The sequence below is a fragment of the Alteromonas sp. 4NH20-0056 genome (genome assembly GCF_057539655.1).
Map to the genome: position 1 here is coordinate 203044 of NZ_BAAJLS010000002.1, position 23750 is coordinate 226793.

The following is a 23750-nucleotide window of genomic DNA, read 5'->3' on the forward strand; positions in this document are numbered from 1 at the left end:
GCAAAGCAGCAAGGCTTCAGGTAGGCTTAACACCTTAAAGATAACGCCGCATAACGTTGCGATATTCGCCTCGAATAATAAGGATTTACTTATGCAATGGTTAACCCTATGGCTTCCTTTTGTGGCTGCTATTCTGGTTTCAAGTATTGTTATATTCATTGCAACCACATTGCTGAATCGCCATAACCACGAGCGCACGGCAGACCAGCGGTTGCCTCGTCAATTGAGCGTTATTGCACTTATTATTATTTGTCTCATTGCCATAATATTAACGTTGCCAGTTAGTGAGAGCTCTCGAAATCAAGTGCTGGCGTTACTTGGCGTAATGGTATCAGGCGTGCTGGCATTTTCGTCAACAACCATTGTGACAAACCTCATGGCCGGTGCGGTGTTAAAATTTAACCGCCCATTTCGTACCGGTGACTTTATTCGTTGTAATCACTATTTCGGACGTGTGTCTGAAAAGGGGCTACTAGATACCGAAATTCAAACCGAACAACGCGACTTAATATCTATTGCGAATAACTACCTGATTGCAAACCCAGTCACCGTTATCCGTGCTTCAGGGACACTTGTCACGGCCGACATTTCGATTGGTTACGATGTTCATCACGATACGGTAACGCATTATTTAGAGAAAGCTTCGGCAAATGCGGGGCTCACTGATGGATTTGTTCAAGTTATAGCTCTGGGAGACTTCAGTGTTAATTATCGTATATCGGGGCTGCTTACTGAAATAAAGGGGTTGTTGAGCGCAAAATCTCGATTGCACACTGCGATCCTTGATGAGTTTCATCAACATGGCGTAGAAATTATGTCACCCAATGTGGTGGCTCAGCGCCCTACTGACCCTGCGAAAGCTTTCATTCCAACATTAAACAGCATGAAAAATAAAGCTGACGCAAAAAAAGATGAAAAACATGAGAGTGTCGCATTCGATAAAGCGGAAGAGGCAGAGCAACATGAATTGGCGCTAGAAACTAAACAGGAACATCTCGCTGCATTGACTGAGGCTCTCGCCAAAGCCAGTACTCCTGAAGAGAAAGTGGCATTACAAAACAAGGTTACGGCTTGCGAAGACGATATTGCGCGTGTTATTGCCGCCCAATCAGAAACCAAAAAAAGCCGCTGATTGGGTCTAAGGTGTTCATTGCGTTATTTTTTGTCTCGTTTCATTCTGCGACTTTGTTCCTCGCGTTTTTCCGTGCGCTTTTCTTTTCTATCGCGCTTGTCTGGTGTTAGCGAGCCTGACTTAAATTTCTCTTTGCGTTTGGCCTTTGCTTCCGCTTTCTTTTTAGCTTCTTCTTCCATAATACGCTTTTCTTCCACCAGCATTTCAGGCGTTTCTAACGTTACCCGACCAAGCATGCCTGATTGAAGCTCTTTAAGCAGCACTTCACATATTTTATGCAAATTAACTCTTCCACCGGCCATGATGGCCCCCCGGTTTTTAGCAGCAGCTTCTAAAAACTCAATTTCAGTATCGGGGAGAGTGTCTAGTTTAAACCGCTCCTTCATTACATCAGGGTACGCTTTAATCAAATAATCGGCGGCGAAAAAACCAACATCGTCATATTCCATCGCGGTATTTTTTACCGCACCGGAGGAGGCCAGCCGGTAAATAGAATTGGGGTTTTCTAACTTTGGCCATAGCACACCAGGGGTGTCGAATAAAATGATACCGCTACCTAAATTAATGCGCTGCTGGCTTTTTGTGACGGCAGGCTCGTTACCTGTTTTAGCAATAATACGCTCTGCCAAAATATTGATAAGCGTAGATTTTCCGACATTAGGAATGCCGGTGATCATAGCTTTAATCACTTTCCCTTGGCCGTCTTTGTGCGAACATATACTACGAATAAGCCCCATTAGCTGTTTGCTATTTCCAGGGTTATCACTTGACGTAGTAATGGTTTTCACACCGCGCTCTAGCTCTAAATGCGCTTGCCACTGAGCGGTAATTTCCGGGTCGGCCAAGTCGAATTTATTCAGGATCTTAATACACGGCTTATCGCCGCGGATCTTAGCAATTTCTGGGTTTTCACTTGAATAAGGAATACGCGCATCAAGCACTTCAATGAGAATGTCGACTTGAGCCAACGACTCTTTCATTTCTTTTAGGGCTTTATGCATATGCCCTGGAAACCACTGTAAGGCCACGATGTGCTTCCTTTATGAGAATTTAGATAATGTGAAGGGATTATATCGTAATTCCGTTATCGGTTTTACGAAATCCCAATATTCACTGTAATATTTTGCAAACGCACTGCATGAAGACGGGTGCGTAAAATAGGGCTAACGCGGTGCCTGGGATAGCTGGAATAACGAGATATTCACGGCACTGGCAAGGTTTAGCGAGTCGATTGCGCCACTTCCTTCTATGGTGAAAGGCAACGCATTACATTCTTTAAGTGCATTTCTTGGTACACCGCGGGCCTCGTTTCCAAACAAGTAACAATCGAATTCGTTAAACGCGCTATCAGTAATGGCAGTACCCTGCATATCGAGATAGGCAAAACGTGAGAAGCGCGTCGTCAGCGAATCAAGTGACACGTCTAATTCTAACGGTACGTGGAAAATAGCGCCCATGCTTGCGCGCACCACTTTGCTATTGAATGGGTCGACGCTATTTGGACTAAGTAACAAGCGAAAATTGCCGAACCATGCCATTGAGCGAAGGATGGTTCCAAGGTTACCGGGGTCTTGTACTTCATGTAAGTAAACCGCGCGGGACGGTCCGCGTTCATTTGGTTTATCAAGCGCGCTGGGCAGCGGTACGCATGCAATAATGCCTTGCGGCGTTTTGGTATCACTAATCTGCGACATTTGCTTCGCGTTAAGTACCACCACCTCATACGCCACCGAGTTATCAGCAACCCAGCGTTGGTAATCTTCGGTAATATAAAGCGTAATGCGTTGTTCACTATCAGACATGGACGATGCTTTAATGAGCTCTGCAACAAGGTGCTCACCTTCAACCAAGTAATATCCGAATTGGCTTCGGTATTTCTTTTGGTGCAATTTTTTTATGTCATCAAGTTTCATTTGATAAGTGGCCCTACAAAAAAGTGGCGTCAGTGCCGCAATACGTTACACGAAAAATAAGTCGGAGAAGTGTATGTGAATTGTAGTAAAACTCAAGCCTACGTGCGGCAAATCACGCTAAACGTTATTCTAATTGACTGTCGCCGCGCTGAAAGTCGGTAATTTTCGAGGGCATGGACGCCATAGACTCCATCAACAATCGACTATATGCCATCGTTTCATTTTGCAGCTCAGATGACGGTAAATAGAACTTGGCTAGTGCACCATCGTTATATAACGCGGCATCGGCAGTATGCCACTGTCCGTCTTCCCACATTTCACTCCATGCATGACCGTACGCGTACAAACCGTGTGGATATTGCACCACAACAATGCCCAGTATCAACTTTGACGGTATCCCCTCGCTTCTCGCAAGTGCCGTGGTAAGCACAGCATATTCCGTACAATCGCCACTGCGCTGCTGTGCAACCGTAGAAGCAAAGTTAAACCCATGCACATAGCTGGGTTCCGTAATGTAGCCTGATACGTATTTCACTATTTGGGCTTTAACATCCTCATCTTTCGATGACTCAAAGCCAGAGATAAACGGCTTTGTGGCTTCTTCATCAAAATCGATAACAAAACTAGGTGCTAACTGCGATGGTAAAAACGTGCCGTGATACGCATTATTACTTGAAAGTGCCAACGTCAATGCGTGCTCATCACGATTAAGTACCGTTACATTGCTATTGCCCGCGACCGCTTGTGCATGTTTCTCTGGTGTTTTAGACCACGCGGTTAACACGACACGAGAAGGCAGAGGTTCACTTACGTTAATATCAGTGGACAGCGCCACCTGCGCAAACGTTGGCGAACTTTGCGCACTACCCTGTGCGCAATATCCAAATACTAAGAGAGCGATTAACCATTTCATGGAAGTTTAGGTGTTCCTGTCGATACCATTTGATCTAGCGTCATTTTCATTACGCCGTAATCGATCGTTCCCGAGATTGGGGCGTTATTAGCGTCTATTTCAAACAAAAACGTAAATAGCGACATGTTAAGCTGGAATGTATCGTTACTTTCAGTTTGTTCTAACGACACCTCTAACGCTGATGTTGGGTCAGCATCTGGCGACCACATAAAAAAGGTGTCGCTGGTTTCGTCGGAATTGCGAAGGCTTTCTATGCTTAGATAGTTACCATATTCAGACTGAAGCCATTGGTTATACTCAAGGGTAGCGGCAATGTCTTTGTTTTGAATTTTACCGGCAACCTCCCACTTTTCATCTTTGTAGTCGATACGATAGGTTGAGGCCATAACGCCGTTTTCAATAGTGTATTGTTGGCCATTAATTAATGCGCCATCAGGCATACTCCATGAATTTGAAAAACTGTCAGTACGTGCCACTGAATTGGCGTCTACCGGCACTAACATTGATAGCGACGACTCAATAACAACGTCACCGTCTTCATCTTTTGCATATGACTCACGTGAAAAACCTACGGGTATACCGTTAATACGCCACGCGTAGGCGGTTTGATAGAACGCATTGGTAGGCTTGGCATTTTCAAATGCTTGAATAAATGCAACAAACGCCTGCTTGAATGTTTCTCGATAGCCTAATTCATTGTGAAGGCAAACCTGCAAGCTATCATTTGTCTCTGCTGCCATTGCTTTCATTAAGCCCGCAACTTTTTGGTCGCCTTCTCCCAAATGATAAAGCGTATCATAAGCTGCATATGCCGTAGTCCCGACAACCCCTACATCTAATGCAAAGTTAAACTGACCGGATAACGCTTTTTCATTAAGTGTTTCAGCACTTTCCAGACCCATTTGGGAAATGCCGTGCATTGAATTCGCTGTGCCATCGTATTCAGTAAACACCCAGCATTCCATAGGAACATCACTGCCAATATCAATGGTGTAATACCAGGTTCCTGTACTTGTGTCTGCAAGTGCAAGCGTGCCAAGCACTTCACTATTTACGCTTAGCTCAGGTAACGACAGCTCAGAGCGTTCATTTAATGACCCTTCCCTTTGCATGGCCTCATTAAACCACCCTGGAAACCCAGCTGTATCAATAAAGTCATGAGCATGTGCGTTTGCAGTAAGGGCAAGTACGCTGGCTAACGATAAGGCTATTTTTTTTAAAAACATTGTCGTCCTTGAATTTCTTTAGGTGCTAATGATTACTAGCATACAGAGAAATAGAATATCAAACTACCCGTTTTACCGGCCTGCTTTGTGTTTGAAACGAGAGTAACATCGAAAGACATTGGTTAATGTGGTTATGTGAACCATCAGCACACTTCAGAAAGTAAAAGATAGCGAGGCAACCATTATTTAACGTAAAGACTCGACACGTATGACACACACCATGCTGGTGGAACAGTATCTTTATTTAACCCAAACGGTACTTCCCGATATTGCGCGTAAAACGGATTGGCCTATTCACAACGATCATTGCTTTCAGCGCGTTGTACTAGACACAGTATGCCAGTGCAGTTGGTATGAAAAAATCCCCTCGCCGGCCTACAAACATCTTACTTACCAACAAGCCCTTGCAGCGGTAACGCTATGCGAACAAATAATAAAAAATGAAGTAAACCTCGATATTTTAAACGATGCGTCAAAGCGATACAGACGTAAACAGCAGTCATTTGACTTTTAATGATGAACCCGCCGGAGGAGTAAATGCCAAAACGCACATCGTTAAACGACGTCGATAAAATAGATAACGTCGATGATATAGAAAACGTTGTTTTTGACAAGCGTCAGCAATGGCGGGCGAATAACCAGAAAGCAAGGCGCAGACAGCGGCGATACAAAAAGAGAATGGTTAACGAATTAGCGACGCTTGTGCGGTTGGATGACATGAGCGACAACGCATAACAAGGCAAGTCTCTCGTGCTCTTTTCGTTGCTCTCCACGTTTTACATTTACATTACCCATGTCGATAGAGAATAATCACGGGTTAAAAGTGGTTTCGCATACGCACTATACGAAATAATAGTAAACGTAGCTTTATTAAGGATTAGACATTATGGCGTTCAACGCGACAATTGAAAACGATATTGCTGTTATCACCTTTGATGACGGCAAAGTAAATGCAGTGGGCTTTACCCTAATTGAACAATTTAACAATGCGCTGGACGACGCCGAGAAAAATGCAAAAGCGGTTGTGCTTTATGGCGGGGAAGGACGGTTTTGTGGTGGCTTCGATTTAACCGTGATGAAAGACGATGACAAGCAAAAGCAGCATGATTTAGTTCAGCAGGGAGCCGATCTTATCGTGCGTCTTTATAGCTTCCCGCTACCTGTCATTATTGCCGCTGAAGGGCACAGCATCGCATTAGGGGCTATTTTTCTCATGGCTGCTGATTTACGTATCGGTAAAGATGGCGAGACAAAGTACGGCCTAAATGAAACTGCAATAGGCATGGTTTTACCTAGCTTTGGGATGGAGTTAGCGAAAGCGAGACTTGCCCCGACTAAACTGACTGAAGCACTTCTATTCTCTCGAATTTATCAAGGTAATGAAGCAGTAGAAGCCGGATTTTTAGATGCTGCGGTTCCACAAGAGCACGTACTCAAAACCGCACTGAAATATGCCGAACAGTTGAAGATGCTGCCTTCTCATGCGTTTGCCGAGTCTAAGCGTCAACTACGTAAGACGACGCTTGAGTTAATGCGCGCATAACTACTGTTTGCTATAGCGCATCGATAACGACAATGGGTTAATTTACGTACCCTATTGTCGTTATCAATTTCTTTTCAGGGCTTGCGACCTATTACTTAACTATCGCGTTGGCCCGACATTATTTTCTACCGTCGCTTTTAATTCGTTTCGAAGCCCTAGTTCGAATGCAATCTCGGTAACCACGAATAACGGCCCGATAACTAACCCCATAATATCGTCTACAAACGCAGGCTTTTTGCCTTCGAAATAATGACCTATAAACTGAAGTACCCAACCAGCAACGAATACACCGATAGACACCGACAGCCACGCCCACATAGAGAGTGGCGCAAGCGCATGTGCACCGTATAGCAGCGCGCCGGTTAAAATAATCATGGCTGCACCCAATTTTTTATCTAGCAAAACATAAAACATATTGCCGGCTAACCATACAAGTAGTGCTGGACTTACGATAATTTGCCCAATAAGCGGGAACGTTATCCCTACCGCTGGCCTGCTCAAAAACGCAAGTAAGGCGAATACAATAAGAGGAATGCCAACATAATGGGTAAGTATGTTCCGCTTATCACGGTGGTAATGTGCATATTCGCTGATATGCTGTTCTAAGGTTTTCATAACTTTCTAGGCAATCATTCAGGTAAACAATTGCTTAAGCCTACGTCACACGCCAAGCCAACACTGTCGCCTAAACGACACTTAACTCATATCTTTTGCAGCTTTTTCTAGCGGTGCCATCGACGCTTTAATGCTGTCTTTTCGCTTTTCATCTACCGACTCTTCAAGCGGCGCAGGTTTGCCAAACAAGTAACCTTGCAGATAATCCGCCTTTGCGTCGATTAGCCACTGCGCTTCTTCTACTACTTCCACCCCCTCGGCGACCACTCGGATACCGTTTAGGCGGGAAATTCGAATTAAATTGGTCACGATGTTTTGTTTGTACGGGTCGTTGTGCACATCTCTGACTAATTCCATATCAATCTTCACATAATCAGGGCGCAGCGCTTGCATTAAATTGAGTCCAGACCAACCAGAGCCGATATCGTCAAGCGCAACTTGGAAGCCAGCTGTTCGATAAAAACTTAAAATGCCCTTTAAATGATTAACATCGGTTGCTTTATGCGTTTCCGTCACCTCAAACACCACGTCGCTGGGTGTTAAACCAATCTCATTAATAGCCGCTGCAGTAGCACGCAAGCAATAAGCAGGGTCGTAAATACTTGATGGATTAAAGTTGATAAATAACTTACCGCGCAAGTTAGCCCTAGCTGCGCATTCTACGGCAGAGCGTCTTGCCACTAAATCTAAAGAAAACAGTAAATCAGAGCTTTCTGCTAGCTGAAACGCTAGCGCAGGTGGCACGATGGTATTGTGCTCATCGCGTATTCTAAAAAGCCCTTCATGGGCAAATGGAACATTCTCAGATAACGCAGTTTTAGCGTAAACAATAGGTTGATACCAGGTTTCATAGCGATGCTGCTCTACGCTGTCGGCTAACCATTTGGCTTTAAAACGGTTTATCAAAACACCGAACGTTGTCATTCGTCCTACTGTTTTCAAATCTAATTCGTGATCGCTTTCTGTCGTCGTCACTTTAGTACCTGCCAGCTCTGGCGCTTCAAGCGCCCCTGCCAACGAGGTTAAGAATTGAGAGATGTCATCTCGTTTAACGCGGGTAGAGATGCAGTGTGTCGTTTCTTGTTTAGACTCAAAACCTAAAGAGCCACAAAGCCCTGCAATTTTGCCAAAAGACTCGATGGTGGGAACAAAGATCCAAAATACCGTCTCATCAAAAAAGTAATCATCTATCGATTCACAATCAGCGCAGTACATGGCACCCCCAACGTTAAATGTTAACAACACAACTAACTAATTAATTATAAACTATACGCTGCGTTTATATGAAAAGTTTACTCCCTATTTTACCGCTCATGGGGGCTGGTGATGAGTGATGAAAAATAAGTAGTAATATTAACGTTGATTACGTTTCAAATGTCCATGCGATAAATCGACTTTGTTTTTGCCCTTGCCCCATATCAATGGTGTGACATTGCGACGCCCCGTAGTAATTTATACTCGTTTGGATTGGCCGTAAATGCGCGGACTTTGAGACTAAACACGTAAACCAACGTACATTGCGCTTAAACGTAACGCTTTCTTTTATCATTCGTTGAATAAAGGCTAACTCGCCCCCTTCACACCACAACTCGTTTGCCTGCCCTGCAAAGTTAAGCCCTGTCGATTGCATGCCTTTCTTCGACTGGTGACTGCCTCGCTTGGCCTTGTTAACGCCTAAGTTTTTTACTTTTCGCTGGGTGCCCTCATGTGCCTCTTTTGCAGATTTATGAAAAGGCGGGTTACACATGGTAAAGGTATAATGTTCATCAGGCTGGATAATGTGTTCGAATATACAATCCCGTTTTTTTTGTAATCGCACTTCAAACGTATTGGATAAGCGCGCATTGTTGCTGATGATCTTCTGTGCCGAAGTTATCGATATCGGGTCGATATCGCTGCCTACAAATCGCCATTGGTAACTATGTGTTCCAATGATGGGGTAAATAGCATTTGCTCCCGTACCAATATCTAGGCCTTTGACCTCGCTTCCTATCGGAATAACATCACCGCTACTGCGCGCAAGTAAATCAGCAATACCGTGAATATAGTCTGCCCGACCAGGAACAGGGGGGCACAAGTAACCATCGGGAATGTCCCACCGGTCAATGCGGTAATAGTGCGTAAGCAAAGCCGCATTTAACGCTTTAACTGCCTTAGGATTAGAAAAATCGACACTCTTACTTCCACTTTTAGCGTCAATCACATAGCCACTGAGGCCTGGGTAAGCACGACAAAGTGCCTCAATAGGATACCCGTTTTTATGTATGTTTCTTGGGTGCATTTACTGTGTCTACAAACGATGGATAACGGACATCATGGCCGCGGAAGGCCAAACAATGTAATTTTACACACAGTATACCTGATTAGGCGGTGTGCTAAATGTGAAAAGCGATGCTATAGGGGTGTGGCACTATTGCGGCATGGTTAGCTGGTATTTTTTATACAATTTTGATAGCTCACCGCTATCTCTTAGCTGTTTTAATCTAATGTCGAACTGCGTTTTTAGTTTTCGCCCTTTATCTGTGCGCGCGAAAGACCAGTACAAATCGTAAAACCCCATGCTGTGCATGCTCATATTGCCATAGTTGGGGTTGGCAAGTAAGGGCAAAAGAATGCTCTGAACATCAACGACATAATCGACCTTCCCTGCATTAAGTAATTTAAGTCCATCTTCGGCCGACGCTACTTCAACGCCTTCAGCTTCATAAGGCAATGCGGCATGAAACACTTCGTCTTTGTAACCTGAACGATACGCACCGATTCTGTTGGTGGTATCACAACAAAATGGATAGTTTTCACCATCAACTACCATATAAATATTTTCGCTAAGAACAGGAAGCGCAGACTGATAATAATCGTCAGTTTTCGGTAGCGCACCGGTTAGATCAATGCTGCCTTCGTGAAGTGCCCGTAAACTGCGCGCAAATGACAGATACTCAACGCTAACGTCATAGTGGGCCTCATCATAAATACGGTTGATCAACTCGTGATAAAAGCCTGTACCATCTACATTAGTGAAATTGTCCCATGAGTCAGTTCCCCACACCACGGGTTGGCTGGCAGCCGAATGCATAGTAAAAATAAAAAAAAGAATGATCAGCTTGCGCACAACTCACCTTCACTTCGATCGTGTTTATTTTTAAAGACGTACATAAATACCTACGTACTGCGTCACTTATAGTAAACGTAAAAACAGCAAAGCCTGCTATGGCTTATATCAATTGATATACCATTTTGCGCGTTTACTGTTCATTTTTCAACCGCCCCGTTTAGCGTTTAACCAATAACATGATAGATTACTTTTAATCATTCATGATAAGGACAACACATGAAAATTATCGTTACGCTGGCACTCATTCTTACCAGCTTTGCAACGCTCGCCAGTGATGTACTGTCGATGAAAGCGCGCAGTGAATTATTAGATAACATACTTATTGAACGGTTTGAACATGTTCTACCGGGCGTGATGCAACGTGAAAACATTGATATGTGGGTAATAATGTCACGGGAGTACAATGAAGACCCCGTACTTAAAACGATGCTTCCTTCTACATGGCTATCAGCGCGCCGCCATACCATGTTGGTGATATATAATCCTGGGAATGGTGCACCGCTAGAGCGTCTGGCTGTCGCCCGCTATGCCGTTGCAGATTTATTTGAAAAGGCCTGGGACAAAGAAGCAGAACCCGATCAATTCAAAGCACTTGCTGACATCATTACGAAAAGAGACCCAAAGAAAATTGCGGTTAATATATCTACCTCTTTTGCACTTGGCGATGGCATGAGCGCTACGGAACAAGCGTACTTTTTAGGTGCACTGCCGCAGAAGTACAAAGAGCGTGTCGTATCGGGCGAACGACTCGCTATTGGCTGGTTAGAAACACGCAGCGAACTTGAAATGAAACATTACCCTGCTATCGCTAAAATGGGGCATGAACTGATTGCCACTGCATTCTCAAATGATGTCGTTGTGCCTGGCGTAACCACCACTGACGATGTCGTATGGTGGTTACGGGATAAAAGTAACGAATTAGGGTTTAGCAACTGGTTCCATCCCACCGTATCTATTCAGCGTGCAGATAACGAAGTGTTTGATCAAATTAAGGCGTTTAGCAAACGCCCAGGAGAGAACGTTATCCAAGGTGGCGACCTCATTCATGTTGATTTTGGCATTACTTATTTGCGCTTAAATACAGACCAACAACAACATGCCTATATTCTAAAACCAGGCGAAACTGAGGCACCAGCGGGTTTGGTTGCAGCGCTTGCCAACGCAAATCGCCTTCAAGATATTCTGACAGACAACTTTAAAACCGGCCGTTCAGGTAATGAGATATTAGCGATGTCTCGCAAGCAAGCTATTGATGAGGGTATTAAGCCTGCCATCTATACCCACCCCTTGGGTTTACATGGGCATGCCGCTGGCCCAACCATAGGCATGTGGGATGCACAAGAAGGCGTGCCAGTTAATGGGGATTACCCTATGTACCCCAACACGGCCTACTCTATCGAATTGAATGCTGCTACGTTTATTCCTGAATGGAACAAAGAGGTTCGCATTATGTTAGAGGAAGACGCCTTTTTTGATGGCAAGCGCGTGACTTATCTCGATAGCAGACAAAAAACGTTTCACTTGATTTCATCAAAGCAATAGTGACGTTAACACCAGCGTAGCGCGGTATATGCGCTACGCAATAAGATCATGAAGCCAGTTTAACGACGGTAACTGCTTTTCTGGCTGGTAGAACAAACGGTTTAAACGCCCGAGCAAATTCACTGAACGGCTTGGGTCATGCCCCTTCACCCGGCTATCGCTTTCGCTTTGCATAAATTCCCAAGGCTGCAAATTTAATGCCTCTATCTCATCACGCTCAATACCTAAACCTTGCAAGGTAGAAAGAATTCGTTCTGTTTTGCTCTCAGCAATAGGGATTGCGCAATGGGCTAATGCGTCGTTCAGCGGGTTATTGATTGCTTCTAAGGTATGGTTTATGGCTTGCCATACCATGTCATGGTCAAACATCCACGTTCTTGGCGCATAATAGCCTAGTACTTCCCATTCTATCTCTGCATTACTAACCGCTATCGAGCTTTCTGCTATAGGGCAGTAAGACAAGTCGGGACGCGCGCCAATGTTGTAAGCATCAGCACTCATTGACACACAAATGATCAAGTCACCACACGCCACTTTATTTTGATAAAGCGCCTCAAAGGCCGCCCGCTTTACACCCATCCAGCCGTGTACACGTGAGGGTTGTTCTACAAAATGCCTAATATCGTTAGGAAGATCTTCTCCATAGCGGTTTATCATTAATGGCAACGGGTTTTGATTAGGCGCCTCCTCTGGAAGCCATACTTCATATTCTTGCCTATCGTCTCCCTTACCTCGACTTTTTATGCCGTATGATAAGTTTACGGGTCGACAAATACTTCTGTCTTCATCCACCTTGTGAAAATATTCAGAACGCATGCGTTTTATGAAAGGGGCGTCAAGCCCTGCTAGCGCAGCAGTTGGATATCGGTAACCTATCTCACTGTTATCGACAAACGTCAGCCCCTTCGTGGTATTAACCAAATGTTTTTTTATCCCTTCTAAATGGTGCACGCCAGGTACAATAATGCTTCTTTCTGGCTCTATGGTAAGCCGCGCGCCCTCGGGAGTAATAAATTTAGGTGTTTTGTGAAACTCAAGCTCACTAATACCAAGCCCCGCAACAGCCTCATCACGAAAACGTGCTAATTGATTGAATAACGCAGTGTGATTGCGAATATGCTTAAAAAGCGGTCTATTCCGTGTCATCTCTTCATTCCATATCATCATTTAGGCAATGGCACCCATATCCCCGATGCCAATGACTATTACTAAAACGGGTTTGAGGTGTAACCGTTCATGCTCAATTGCGCATGGGCTGTCATCGCAGAAAGTGCAATTTCTACCCCATCCACTACCATGTCGTTTGTTACGCCGTTTGCCGCCGCAGACTGGCCACACACAATAACGCGTACACCGTGCTTCATCAGTTCATTTAACAGTGCCACATTACTATTGCTGCTTCCCTTTTTAGATTGATAATGCGCATGAGCGAGAACATCGAGCGTAGCGGAACCATGAACAACCAGCGCGAGTTTGATATTCTCCGCTTTCACGCCATTAGCTACGTGCATATTCAAAAAACGCGCTAGCGAGTCAAACTTTCGGTTTACTTTTCCGGTGTCGGCACCACCGGCCACATCAAAGGCAATGTGAAACTGCGTGTTCGCAGGCAGTGTAATACCTTCGACTGGCGCATGTTTACCATAATTTGAAATTAACGGCCCCGTTGCAAACTCTGCACTATACGCAAAAGAAGACAATAATAATGAAGCTACACTCGCGCCAAAAAAGGTTTTCATACACTTACCCCACATGAATACATAAAAGAGAGACTAACGTATATCGTTTTGAAAGCAATGAAAACGGTATTGCGTAAATATCGACAAAGAAGGGGAATAAAGGAGGAAATTTAACAGTTTGGTTTTTTAGGGAATGACACTTTCAGGCTATGCTCGGTAAGTAGTTTCTCAAATGCCCCGTTGCTTTTTTGCGTTGACATAATGCTGTCAAAGTCACGTTTCACGGGCGCAAGTGCCCTGCGAAATGCAACGTGTAAAGAAACGTTACTTGTAGGGTGAGGCGATTGATAAATGGTGGCATGACAATTAGAAGGTTTTGAAAAAGCGCTCCAGGCATTGTAATTATTCAGTACGGCGAAATCGCAACGTTTGGCGATTAGCATTGCAGCCATTAATGCTTGATTGGTCGAATCAATACGCCTTAACGCCCCATCTTCAAAACGCTGCGTAATACCGCTATAGATATAGCGCTCTTGTGTGCAGACAGTTTGCCCAGTGAGCGATGTTAGAGAGAAGTCTTTAGGAAAGGGGCTTGTGCTATACAAGTAGGTTTCATGGTCGATTATCACATCAGAAAAAATAAAACTATCGGGCTTTTGTAACCATCGAGGACTAATGACCAGCATATCAACCTTATCATTAAGAAGAAATTCTTCGCTTCTTAGCTGATTTGAATCGATATATTCAAATGAATAGCCTAATTCGCGCTCCATTGCGTTGAACAGGTCACGAACCACACCCTGATAATCTTCAGACACATCATCGAAATACAAATAGGGATAAGACCCAGGAGAGTTGATCGCTACTTTAAGCTGTTTTGAAGCGCCTCGTTCGCCGCCTGCAACAGGAAGTGTATTACCTATAAATAAGGCAATTGAAAAGACCGAAATGATACACAGTCGAAACACGTTCACTAGCAATGACCTAGCATACTCTTGTTATTATTTAACCAGTGTAATGTATTGTGCCCCTTAGGTTAACTTTTATTTACGCTAGGGACACACTGTTGTACTTACTTTTAGGTGACATGCGGCGCACATGTGTTTGCTACTGTGGTAGCGTCAAAGATTTCAATCCAGTATCCGTCAGGGTCTTTTATAAAAGCAATGCCTTTCATCGCCCCGTCGTTAAGGCCTTTTTGAAAAGGTACACCTAGTGCTTCAAACCGCGCACATGCGGCATCAGCATCAGGCACATGAAATCCGATATGACCGAACCCCTTAGGCTCTGAGTTTCCATTATGATATGTGGTTTTATCTGCGGTATCCGACCAATTATGAGTTAGCTCAAGCATAGCGGGACGCCCGAAGGTTTGCGCGGTACGTTGCGCGTCATCAAGGCTAACGTCAGAAAAATCATCGCCTGCCGCCAAAAAATACAGGCTAAACTGCATGTCTTCAAAATCAAGACGTTTAAGTAACGTCATCCCCATCACACGAGTATAAAAATCTAAGCTTCTTGCAGGCTCTGCAATACGTAGCATCGTTTGGTTAAATACAAAACCTTTGGTCGCTTCATCCCGTTGCTCACATAACCCGTCTGCGTTATCAAAGTGTCTACTCATCACTCCCCCCTTCCATTTTTATGGTGAATGTTAAAGCATGGAGGCAAGCTTCTATAATTCAACCGCTAGGTCCTTGCAGCGAACAACAAGGAATTGCCGCAATTTAAAGCTATACACTTTGGAACGCTTAAGACAACTTCCCCCATACATCATTATTTTTTTGAGGTTGCTGCTTTTCCTTACGTACTCGGCTTTCGGTTTTCGCTTTTTCTCGAAGCGCATCTTTTGAGTGCGCCGTGTGACGTGCATCAGGACGATATTTCTTAACCATACCTTGCAGCAGATTACGAACAACCTGATCGCCGGCAGGCTTATAATTTCTATGGTCAGGTTTTCTAAAGAACGCAGAAAGCTCACCTTTGCTTAATCTAAAATCGGCGAGTTTAAGCATGGCGAGCATGTCTTCGTCTTTATAGCTCATCGCAATTCTAATTTTTCGCAACACTTCGTTATTGCTTAAACGTTCACTGCCTTCCAATACCTTGGGCTCAACACCTTCTTGCTTTCCTCGCTGTTTGATAATAAGCCCATCAAGGAACAACGAAATAATTTTATCTCTGCACGGAAGATATCCTTTTTCCCCTTCCTTTTTCATGATGCTGTGCAAATAGTCGATATCCATATCGTAGTTTACGAGTTTGAAGATACTAATGGCTGCGGTATCGTTAATGGCAAGCGCATAACGAATTCGACGTAATACATCGTTGTGGATCATTGGATGAAACCTTAATTGAGGGAACCTTATTGGCAGTGTTTCATTTTATCTCATTTATAAAATTACCGCGAACCTAAGTTTTTCCCATCTTAACGTCCTGCGCCTCGCGATCAAAAAAGGCCAGTACTCCGGCCCTTTTTGTTTAACGAAGAAGATGCATTAGCTACGCAGATGCTTTTCAAAAAATGCTATCGTTCTTTGCCATGCCATTTCCGCATCATTTGGGCTATACCTGCTTGTCGAATCGTTATGAAAGCCATGTTGAGCCCCTTTGTAAACGTGGGCGGTATAGACGGCATTATTGCTCTTCAAAACGTTTTCATAATCGGGCCAAGATGCATTCACGCGCTGATCTTTTTCGCCAAATTGAAGCAACAATGGCCCTTTCACGTTGTTTTGTAAGTCGCCTTTTGCTGGCGTACCGTAAAAGGGAACCGCTGCGTCAATTGCATTTGGCATGGTGGCCGCTAAAAAATTGCTGATATAGCCACCAAAGCAAAACCCGACTACGCCAAGCTTATCTGTTGTTTGTTTATGACTTTTTAACCAACGCGCGGCGGCAACAAAGTCTTGCTCTATTTTTTCTCTGTCTAAACTGCGCTGCATGGCTCGACCATCATCGTCATTCCCTGGGTAGCCACCCAAAGGAAATAGCGCATCAGGTGCAAATGCGATAAAACCTTGTGTGGCTAATCGTCTCGCGACATCTTTAATATAAGGGTTTAGCCCTCTGTTCTCGTGCACCACTAAAACAGCCGGGGCCAGCGCGTTGTCGTTCAACGTTGTGGGAACGACTAAATAACCGCTACCGGTGCCATGCCCGTTAGGTGAATCAAATTCTTGATAAGTCGCCTTAATGGCTGGGTCATTAAATGATACTTGCTCAGCTTTTGCATAGTCAGGGATAAGCGCACTGCCGATAAGCCCTACCGATAGGCCCGCTACAGAAAGTGATGCTAGGCGAGTCAGAAAGGTACGCCTATCAATGTCACCATGTGCGTATTCATCGTACCAATCAAACGCTTCTTGAGGGATGGAAACATCATTGTGTTGTGTACGTTGTTCAGTTGCGTCATTCATAGAACAGGCCTTTGCGGTTTGCATTTTTAGTAAGGTAATACTTACGGCTTTTGCTCATATTTAGCGCACTTATTGTATGTAAGCAAACCACTTTTTTGTGGCACATTGGTAAGCGCGCTTGCTTCATGCATACAGGCAAGCCGTATTCACTGTGAATGCGTTGGGGGTATTTGCTAGTGACGGGAGCTAGCGATTATTTGTTCATATATTGTTGAGAGGCGCTGGCTTTGTGTTTTTGCGTTAAAATTTTCCATGATATGCGTTCTTGCATTTTGGCCATAAGCCAATCTGAGTGCATCATTTTGCAACAGCGTTAACAACCCTTCGCTTAACGTTTCTGACGATATCTTTTCTACTAGTAAGCCTGTTTTTTCATGCTTAACAACCTCCCCTACCCCACCGGTATCAAATGCTACCACCGGCGTATTCATCGCTTGCGATTCCATACATACCGTAGAAAGCCCCTCTTCATTACCTCGTTTCATAACTATACTGGGTAGACACGTTAACCATGCGTCATCCATTAACGTTTTAACTTGTGGTTTGCTCTGCGCACCCAAGAAGGTCACGTTTTCGAGTTCGCTCGCAATTTTCTTAAGCGTGCTGTCATAATGGCCATAACCAGCTATTAATAAACGTGCTTCGGGAATGACTTGCTGTACGTGCTTAAACGCATGCAATAAAAACTGACACCCTTTTTGCTCTATCAATCGACCAACGAAAAGAACAGTCGGAACGTCAGATTTTTGATTTGAGGGCACAAAATAATCAGTTTCAATTCCGGTGTAGTGCTGAATGATTTTCTCAGGTGGGCACTGTCGCGCAATGAGCTTACGTTCAATGAATTTTGACGCCGCTATGACTTTTGTAGACGCGGTAAACGCCACTTCACGATGCTTTTGCCCATAAGAAAATTTGTCTTTTTGGGTAATATCTGAACCGTGAAACGTAGTGACCAAAGGCAGCTGCAACTGCTTAGCGAAAGCCGCACAATAAAAACCACCCTTACCAAAATGAGCGTGAATTATATCGGGGGCCTCAGCTTTTATCGCACTAAGCCAACGGGGGTGAATGTAGCCTGTTGTTTCAAATAATAACTTAAACAACTTCGGGAAAGACGAATAATCACTTAACACACAATGATGATTGCCCTTAATGAGCTCAATTCCCGAGCTATCTTTTGCAAAACCCAAAAATATTGGCTTTTTATCGCGTAGCTGTAAGGCCTGCGTTGCCACGAACGTATTAGAGCGTGGCAGCACCTTTTTGGTAAATATAAGAACGTTATGTGTCATCGTTGATTTTGGCGAATTTTGCTACGCATTTCAGACACTTTTGAATCTTGAGCATAACGCCCTTTTGTCACGTGATGAATGTGAAACACGCCATCAATCTCTTTTGGCGCGCCGTCAGTTCCTAACAACCAACGAAATGCCGTATCTTCATAGGTTTTGCGCCACCGTGTTGATTCGGTTTGAAACATAAATAAACGATCGCAATATCCTATCGCCCTTGCCACATCACCATGGACGATTTGAAATGGTCCTCTCGCCTTATCTCGTGTTTTGTCGCGCTGGTACGTCGTAAATTTATCGACCGGAATATCTACCACCTGCAAACCCGCATCAGCGCGTAGCATTGGGTCGTCATCCTCTAGCATTTCTGTGATTTTTTCTTCTTTTGGGAAAAACAGTAAGCCCTTTTCCTGCTGAAAGCTATCGGCAAAAGAATCTAAGCAATTCTCATGAAAAATAATGTCGCAATCGGTAAACCAAATCCAATCTGCCTTGGTAGACTGCGCCGCCATATTGCGCCCAATACCTCTTCTAAAAAGCTTTGGCTTTGACATTGGTTGAAAATTCCACGTCACATTGGGCACATCAATTTTTTCGAAATAAGCCAACACAGCAGCGGTTTTTTCGTCTTCTTGGGAATAAAACACGGTAGCGGTAAGATTTAATTTCGTTGGGGGATAATTAACGTATGAGCTTAGTTGGTAGGTGAGCATATTTGCATATCCCCAGCAATGGCTCACTATTTCTAAGTTAATCATTCCTTGAACCGCTTTACGCTCAGCTTCTGAAGGAATTTTTGCACGTAACCAACGCTGTGGAAGAATACGACCAAACACAAGCCGGTATGCTTGGATAAAAAACGTATTAAATATATGCGCTGAATAGGTTTTTGTTGTTTTCATAGTGTAATTCAATGCCACTTTGGTTAATAACTGACCATACTCATATGATATGAATATTACATGTGGTCAGCACCCGTGTTAATGCTGTGTCGCTAATACATTTCTACTATCACAGGCTACGTCTAACACACCCTGCGGATTATAAGGACAATTTGACCTATTTGCTACCTAGCGTTATTTGCGGTTTGGATACGGTGGCACTATGAAAAATTCTTCAACTAACAAATTAATGAAAATAATGTTTTTAACGTAGCGTAAAAGCAGTAACCTATGCGCTCACCATAAATTAATGAGCTACTTCATTGCGCTATAGCAAGCCAAGTAGCTTCAACATCAAGGATGACGTATATGCGCTTGTTTGCATTCCTTTTCGTTTGTAGTGCTTTGCTAACCGGCTGTGGCGGTGGCGGCAGTGATAGCGGCGGCGGCAGCACGCCACCGCCTCCCACACAGGTAACGAACAACATCGTTGCAATATGGACTTTTGTTTACCCCAACCAGTGCGTCGAAACCTATGAATTCGATGCTAGCGGCAATTTTGAAATCAATTCTGCTAATTCATTTATCGCAGGCAGCTATCAGTTCGATAGTACGGTCAGTGCGGGAAGCAGACACCCACTCACCCTAACAGTTGAACAACAGAATTTAGAAAACGACTGTGAAAATAGCTTCGAGGATGTTGTGGGCGGTGTATTAGAGGTTTACGCCAGCTTTAGTGGAAATAGCATGCAGTGGTTCGAAAATGAAACGGGTGGTACTGCACTGATAGCAATGCAACGCGCAGCCCGCCTATCGGTTTCTAGTGTACCAAGTAGTGTAACTATTGGAAGCGAACTTTCATTCAACGTTCAAAAAGACAGTGACTCAGCATTCCCTATCACGTTACTTTATGGGCCTGCAGGCACTGCGATATCTGAAGATGGCGATGTGACTTGGACTGCGTCATTACCAATGATCTCTGAGACAAACACGGTTAGTTTTGCGTTTACAAGTAACGATGTTGTCGACCCAATATCTGTTGATGTCGACGTATCGTTCAATGACTTTACCCCGCCAACGATAAGAAAAGGTATCGACATCGCCTACTACCCAGGCGGCATTCAAATTGGTGACTTTGATAGCAATGGCGAGTCTGAAATTGTTGTGCTAGACCAATTCGGCGCGCTGTCTTTTATTCAGGCAACAGGCAGTGAATACGAGAGCACATTTACCTACCCATATTCGTTAAATAGTACTGGAAATGCAACAAGGCTTTCGGTTTACGATACCAACGGCGACGGTAACGAAGAAGTCTATGTGTTAGGCAAAAAAGCGGTGTATTACATCGGCGACGTTAACAAACCACCACAATTCGTCTATTCATCGTCAACAGCCATGGTGAATTTTTTGGTACGAAACATTGATAGCGATGCCGCCCCTGAGCTTATCGTTTTGTTCGAAGAGCGGTCTAGCGAATCCAATCTTGTCGTGCTAGATGATGACTTCACAACCGAACTCCTTGGCACCACAATTACTGTCGACGACCGAATCGAATTTGACGTTGCGAATGTTGACAGCGACAGCGCGCTAGAGCTTGTTATTTCTTCAGGACAGGTCATTGATTTAGACTCTGGAGACATACAGTGGAACAATGGCCAAGGCTTTGGCCGAGTACTCACCACCGGCGATGTAAACAACGATGGTATTGATGAAATCATTGCAGCACTAAATTGGACGTCTCTGATCGTTTGGAACGCTGATGCCCAATCTCAAATAGCGACTATTGAAAATGACGATAACTGCAGCGTGGTTGCAGCTGACATTGATGCCGACGGTGCTGATGAAATCATTTTAGGTGATTGCCAGTGGGGAAATATTACCGCTTATGACATAACGGGTGACACTTACTCACAAGCATGGGCATTACCTCTAATTGGTCATGGCAGCGAGAGCTTAGCGGTTGGAGACACAAACGGTAATGGTCAGCTTGAATTGGTTTGGGGTACCGGCGGCTCGACTACAGGTGAAGACCAAGTTGTCGTAGCAGCGCTTAGCCCCGTGCCCGAAGTGGTTTGGTTTAATGAAAATCCAGCACAACTAGACAGCTTTTATCCTGTTGGTTGGGCCAATATATCGCCGACAGAAGAAGCCGCTATTTATGTCATCCCTGAAACCGACAGTGGATACGACGGACAACGTTACGCACTAATGACATCAGAGGGCGACGTAACTATCAGTGAAGAGATATCAACAAACTGGAGTAGAGAGTACAAAGGTATTATTGGTGACAGCAACGGTGACGGCTATGATGAACTCTTTTTACTCGGCGCCGATTTGTACGATCCACGCGTGGATGTCATTAATTTAGATTCAGGTATTAGTCAGTGGCAAATAGGTGGCGATAGCTTCGACAGCGACTTCAGCGCAATCCACGTGGCCGATATTAATAACGACGGAAACGACGACCTTTTATTGGCCGATGAAGAAATTCTAACTATCTATGACATTAGCAATGACACGGTCATCGATACGTGGTCAACGGGTGCCCGTATTTATAATGTTACGACAGTAAAGGACAGTGATGATAACAACGTTATCATTGTTGGTTCGTGGAATGGTTTGGTAGCACTTAACATAAACAGCAGTAATTCGCTGACGATGAGAGCAAGCAATTCAGCGGCACGCGCTTGTAGCTACATGCTTGAAGCAGCTACCGAAGATGCATTTTTATGTGGAACGCAAGATTATAGCGAGGGCGGCGTTACCACTTATAGCCTTAATTTGAGCGAGATGGCTTATGTGCCTATTAACCGCGAATTCACTGGTATGGTGAACGTACCCAATTCGAATAACGTATTGATTGCCGAAATACCAGAATTAGACTATTTCAGTGCTAATGAAACATTGCTAACCGAGATAGATACAACAACAGGTGGCGTCGTGTGGCAAAGTGCAGCATTGTCTGGAAGAGGGGTAATTAACTCACTTAAACTAGGCAATCCAAATGGCAACAGTTCCGTGCTAATGGGAACTGGGTCTGGGATGGTGTTAACACACTAATCACGTATTGTTAGGTAACGCAGTAAATTCAAAAAGGGGCTAATGCCCCTTTTTTTGTGGAGTGCCTGATAAAACAAAAAATATGACTTCTATCAGGTGACAATAATAAATAGTGCTAGTGCACCTTACAATTCCCATCAGGCAATGAAAGCTCAATAATAACACCTTGTTGATATGAGGTTGCCCCTCGGACCACCGACTTTAAGCAGTAACCCTTTTTTTCCAAATCAAGAGCGGGCGCGCTCATGATATACGTTTGATAACTTGAAATATCAGTAGGTTTTTTGGGGATACTAAATTCACCGTTTTCATCGGTGTATGCAATGCCTTGCTGCATATTACGCGCCCCACTTGCGTTACCGTAACTTGTTACCGCAGTTACCTTCACGCCCTGAATAGGTACCTTTGTATCGCTATCAATTACAGTACCTTTGACCTCAGCGCTGTTAATGACTACGCGAGGAATTTCTGCGCACGCGACTACGATGAATAAACATACACATGCAGTAAACATATGAAATCGTTTCATTTTAATACTCATCAACTGTTGACGCATCGACGCCACGCCCTTTTCTTTAATACCACGTTATTATAGCGAAGATAGCACATCAACGTATCTAGTTGACTTTTCTCTACCCAACGCTTTTTGCATTTATGATTTTCCACCGCACGTTCATTGCGTTAAGCATTATTAAACTTTGTGTTAATTTTATTCACTTTCTCTTTGATTTATTACGCTTTTACTTTAAGGTTAAAACGTTTTCCCTTTTCGAGTATGGTCTCAAAAAAGGGAGAGGGACAATTAAAAGGAATGCGACATGGATGTAGGAGCTGAGCATATTACCGATGCTAATTTTACGGTTGTTCTCAACCAGTGGGTGATCAGCAATGATTTAGACAGCGCGAATCAACTACGCAGTATGGTTTACTACCATTTAAAAGGCATTGTTAAAAAGCAAATAGATAGCGCTGCACGTACTCAACGCTCACAACATATTGTCGATAAACTCCCCAATACCACATCCCTACTTCACGATGTCATTATAAAACTTTCTGCGCCCGATGAGATTTTTGACAACCGCGAACAGTTTTATACGTCAATTGCACTTTTTGTTCGATGGATGTTACAAGACGAACTAAAGAAACGCCTAGCGAAGAAGCGCAATGATGAATTTACCTCACCGGCACTTTTTACCGACCTACCTACAGATTCTTTTCTGTATGTAAATTTCGATAATGCACTCACCGCTTTGGAGCGAGCCAATGCGCGATGCTACAAAATTGCTTTACTGCATTACTATCTCGGACAAAATGTAGAAGAAATACAAACCCAACTAAGCCTAAGCGGTTCAACGGTGTACAGCGAACTCTCGGCTGCGAAAGCCTTCTTAAAAGTGCAGTGCGACGCGGCATAACAAAA

Annotated in this window: 24 protein-coding genes; 7 read left to right on the top strand and 17 right to left on the bottom strand. The window is 44.0% G+C overall.

Annotated elements, in window-relative coordinates:
- Window positions 1-91 precede the first annotated feature (91 nt).
- Window positions 92-1132 carry a mechanosensitive ion channel family protein gene (locus tag AC27EZ_RS04455; RefSeq protein ID WP_487134163.1) on the top strand — a complete coding sequence of 347 codons (1041 nt, stop codon included), beginning with the start codon at window positions 92-94 and terminating at the stop codon, window positions 1130-1132.
- A gap of 23 nt (window positions 1133-1155) precedes the next feature.
- Here the strand turns inward: AC27EZ_RS04455 and ylqF are convergent, their stop codons facing one another.
- From ylqF to AC27EZ_RS04475, 4 genes are all read right to left on the bottom strand, one after another.
- The gene (gene ylqF / locus AC27EZ_RS04460) at window positions 1156-2160 is read right to left on the bottom strand and encodes a ribosome biogenesis GTPase YlqF (RefSeq protein ID WP_487134164.1); all 1005 of its coding nucleotides are present in this window, start codon (window positions 2158-2160) and stop codon (window positions 1156-1158) included.
- Window positions 2161-2295: 135 nt separating this feature from the next.
- Entirely contained in the window at window positions 2296-3045 is a 750-nt protein-coding gene (locus AC27EZ_RS04465) for a TrmH family RNA methyltransferase (protein WP_487134165.1), read from the bottom strand.
- A 124-nt stretch (window positions 3046-3169) separates the two neighbouring features.
- The gene (locus AC27EZ_RS04470) at window positions 3170-3958 is read right to left on the bottom strand and encodes a transglutaminase-like domain-containing protein (protein WP_487134166.1); all 789 of its coding nucleotides are present in this window, start codon (window positions 3956-3958) and stop codon (window positions 3170-3172) included.
- The gene (locus tag AC27EZ_RS04475; protein ID WP_487134167.1) at window positions 3955-5184 is read right to left on the bottom strand and encodes a hypothetical protein; all 1230 of its coding nucleotides are present in this window, start codon (window positions 5182-5184) and stop codon (window positions 3955-3957) included. Before AC27EZ_RS04475 ends, AC27EZ_RS04470 begins: the two co-directional genes overlap by 4 nt.
- A gap of 208 nt (window positions 5185-5392) precedes the next feature.
- On the opposite strand from AC27EZ_RS04475, the gene AC27EZ_RS04480 reads away from it, so the two are divergent.
- The 3 genes from AC27EZ_RS04480 (at window position 5393) to AC27EZ_RS04490 (ending at window position 6727) form a co-directional block, all read left to right on the top strand.
- Window positions 5393-5698, top strand: coding sequence for a hypothetical protein (locus tag AC27EZ_RS04480; protein ID WP_487134168.1), 306 nt, complete (start codon window positions 5393-5395; stop codon window positions 5696-5698).
- A 23-nt stretch (window positions 5699-5721) separates the two neighbouring features.
- Window positions 5722-5919: a hypothetical protein gene (locus tag AC27EZ_RS04485; protein ID WP_487134169.1), complete on the top strand. Its 198-nt coding sequence runs from the start codon at window positions 5722-5724 to the stop codon at window positions 5917-5919.
- Window positions 5920-6070: 151 nt separating this feature from the next.
- Window positions 6071-6727 (top strand): crotonase/enoyl-CoA hydratase family protein, encoded by a 657-nt coding sequence (locus AC27EZ_RS04490; protein ID WP_487134170.1) that lies wholly within the window; start codon window positions 6071-6073, stop codon window positions 6725-6727.
- A gap of 99 nt (window positions 6728-6826) precedes the next feature.
- Here AC27EZ_RS04490 and AC27EZ_RS04495 read toward each other — a convergent pair whose 3' ends face one another.
- From AC27EZ_RS04495 to AC27EZ_RS04510, 4 genes are all read right to left on the bottom strand, one after another.
- Window positions 6827-7342: an Mpo1 family 2-hydroxy fatty acid dioxygenase gene (locus tag AC27EZ_RS04495; protein WP_487134171.1), complete on the bottom strand. Its 516-nt coding sequence runs from the start codon at window positions 7340-7342 to the stop codon at window positions 6827-6829.
- Between the two features lie 81 nt (window positions 7343-7423).
- On the bottom strand, window positions 7424-8557 hold the full coding sequence (locus tag AC27EZ_RS04500; RefSeq protein WP_487134172.1) for an EAL domain-containing protein: 1134 nt from the start codon (window positions 8555-8557) through the stop codon (window positions 7424-7426).
- A gap of 148 nt (window positions 8558-8705) precedes the next feature.
- Window positions 8706-9623 carry a 23S rRNA (adenine(1618)-N(6))-methyltransferase RlmF gene (gene rlmF / locus AC27EZ_RS04505; RefSeq protein WP_487134173.1) on the bottom strand — a complete coding sequence of 306 codons (918 nt, stop codon included), beginning with the start codon at window positions 9621-9623 and terminating at the stop codon, window positions 8706-8708.
- 129 nt (window positions 9624-9752) lie between these two features.
- Window positions 9753-10451: a substrate-binding periplasmic protein gene (locus AC27EZ_RS04510; protein ID WP_487134174.1), complete on the bottom strand. Its 699-nt coding sequence runs from the start codon at window positions 10449-10451 to the stop codon at window positions 9753-9755.
- A 219-nt stretch (window positions 10452-10670) separates the two neighbouring features.
- Here AC27EZ_RS04510 and AC27EZ_RS04515 point away from each other — a divergent pair, with 219 nt between their 5' ends.
- The gene (locus AC27EZ_RS04515; RefSeq protein ID WP_487134175.1) at window positions 10671-11996 is read left to right on the top strand and encodes a M24 family metallopeptidase; all 1326 of its coding nucleotides are present in this window, start codon (window positions 10671-10673) and stop codon (window positions 11994-11996) included.
- A gap of 33 nt (window positions 11997-12029) precedes the next feature.
- On the opposite strand, the gene AC27EZ_RS04520 is transcribed toward AC27EZ_RS04515, so the two are convergent.
- The 8 genes from AC27EZ_RS04520 to AC27EZ_RS04555 all read right to left on the bottom strand — a co-directional run bounded on the left by AC27EZ_RS04520 (window position 12030) and on the right by AC27EZ_RS04555 (window position 19291).
- A complete protein-coding gene (locus tag AC27EZ_RS04520) occupies window positions 12030-13142 on the bottom strand; it encodes a hypothetical protein (protein WP_487134485.1) in 1113 nt (370 codons plus the stop codon).
- 62 nt (window positions 13143-13204) lie between these two features.
- Window positions 13205-13735, bottom strand: coding sequence for a DsrE family protein (locus tag AC27EZ_RS04525; protein ID WP_487134176.1), 531 nt, complete (start codon window positions 13733-13735; stop codon window positions 13205-13207).
- Between the two features lie 110 nt (window positions 13736-13845).
- Window positions 13846-14649, bottom strand: a complete 804-nt coding sequence (locus AC27EZ_RS04530) for a substrate-binding periplasmic protein (RefSeq protein WP_487134177.1) — start codon at window positions 14647-14649, stop codon at window positions 13846-13848.
- A gap of 104 nt (window positions 14650-14753) precedes the next feature.
- The gene (gloA, locus tag AC27EZ_RS04535) at window positions 14754-15299 is read right to left on the bottom strand and encodes a lactoylglutathione lyase (protein ID WP_487134178.1); all 546 of its coding nucleotides are present in this window, start codon (window positions 15297-15299) and stop codon (window positions 14754-14756) included.
- A 127-nt stretch (window positions 15300-15426) separates the two neighbouring features.
- Window positions 15427-16014 (bottom strand): YehS family protein, encoded by a 588-nt coding sequence (locus AC27EZ_RS04540; RefSeq protein ID WP_487134179.1) that lies wholly within the window; start codon window positions 16012-16014, stop codon window positions 15427-15429.
- 159 nt (window positions 16015-16173) lie between these two features.
- The gene (locus AC27EZ_RS04545; protein WP_487134180.1) at window positions 16174-17094 is read right to left on the bottom strand and encodes a dienelactone hydrolase family protein; all 921 of its coding nucleotides are present in this window, start codon (window positions 17092-17094) and stop codon (window positions 16174-16176) included.
- A gap of 173 nt (window positions 17095-17267) precedes the next feature.
- On the bottom strand, window positions 17268-18389 hold the full coding sequence (locus AC27EZ_RS04550) for a glycosyltransferase (protein WP_487134181.1): 1122 nt from the start codon (window positions 18387-18389) through the stop codon (window positions 17268-17270).
- Complete coding sequence (locus tag AC27EZ_RS04555) at window positions 18386-19291, bottom strand: glycosyltransferase family A protein (protein ID WP_487134182.1); 906 nt, start codon at window positions 19289-19291, stop codon at window positions 18386-18388. The genes AC27EZ_RS04550 and AC27EZ_RS04555 overlap by 4 nt, the downstream gene beginning before the upstream one ends.
- A gap of 348 nt (window positions 19292-19639) precedes the next feature.
- Here AC27EZ_RS04555 and AC27EZ_RS04560 point away from each other — a divergent pair, with 348 nt between their 5' ends.
- Window positions 19640-22330 carry an FG-GAP-like repeat-containing protein gene (locus tag AC27EZ_RS04560; RefSeq protein WP_487134183.1) on the top strand — a complete coding sequence of 897 codons (2691 nt, stop codon included), beginning with the start codon at window positions 19640-19642 and terminating at the stop codon, window positions 22328-22330.
- A 115-nt stretch (window positions 22331-22445) separates the two neighbouring features.
- On the opposite strand, the gene AC27EZ_RS04565 is transcribed toward AC27EZ_RS04560, so the two are convergent.
- On the bottom strand, window positions 22446-22859 hold the full coding sequence (locus AC27EZ_RS04565) for a peptidase associated/transthyretin-like domain-containing protein (protein ID WP_487134184.1): 414 nt from the start codon (window positions 22857-22859) through the stop codon (window positions 22446-22448).
- 289 nt (window positions 22860-23148) lie between these two features.
- Here AC27EZ_RS04565 and AC27EZ_RS04570 point away from each other — a divergent pair, with 289 nt between their 5' ends.
- On the top strand, window positions 23149-23745 hold the full coding sequence (locus AC27EZ_RS04570) for an ECF-type sigma factor (RefSeq protein ID WP_487134185.1): 597 nt from the start codon (window positions 23149-23151) through the stop codon (window positions 23743-23745).
- Window positions 23746-23750: the final 5 nt, after the last annotated feature.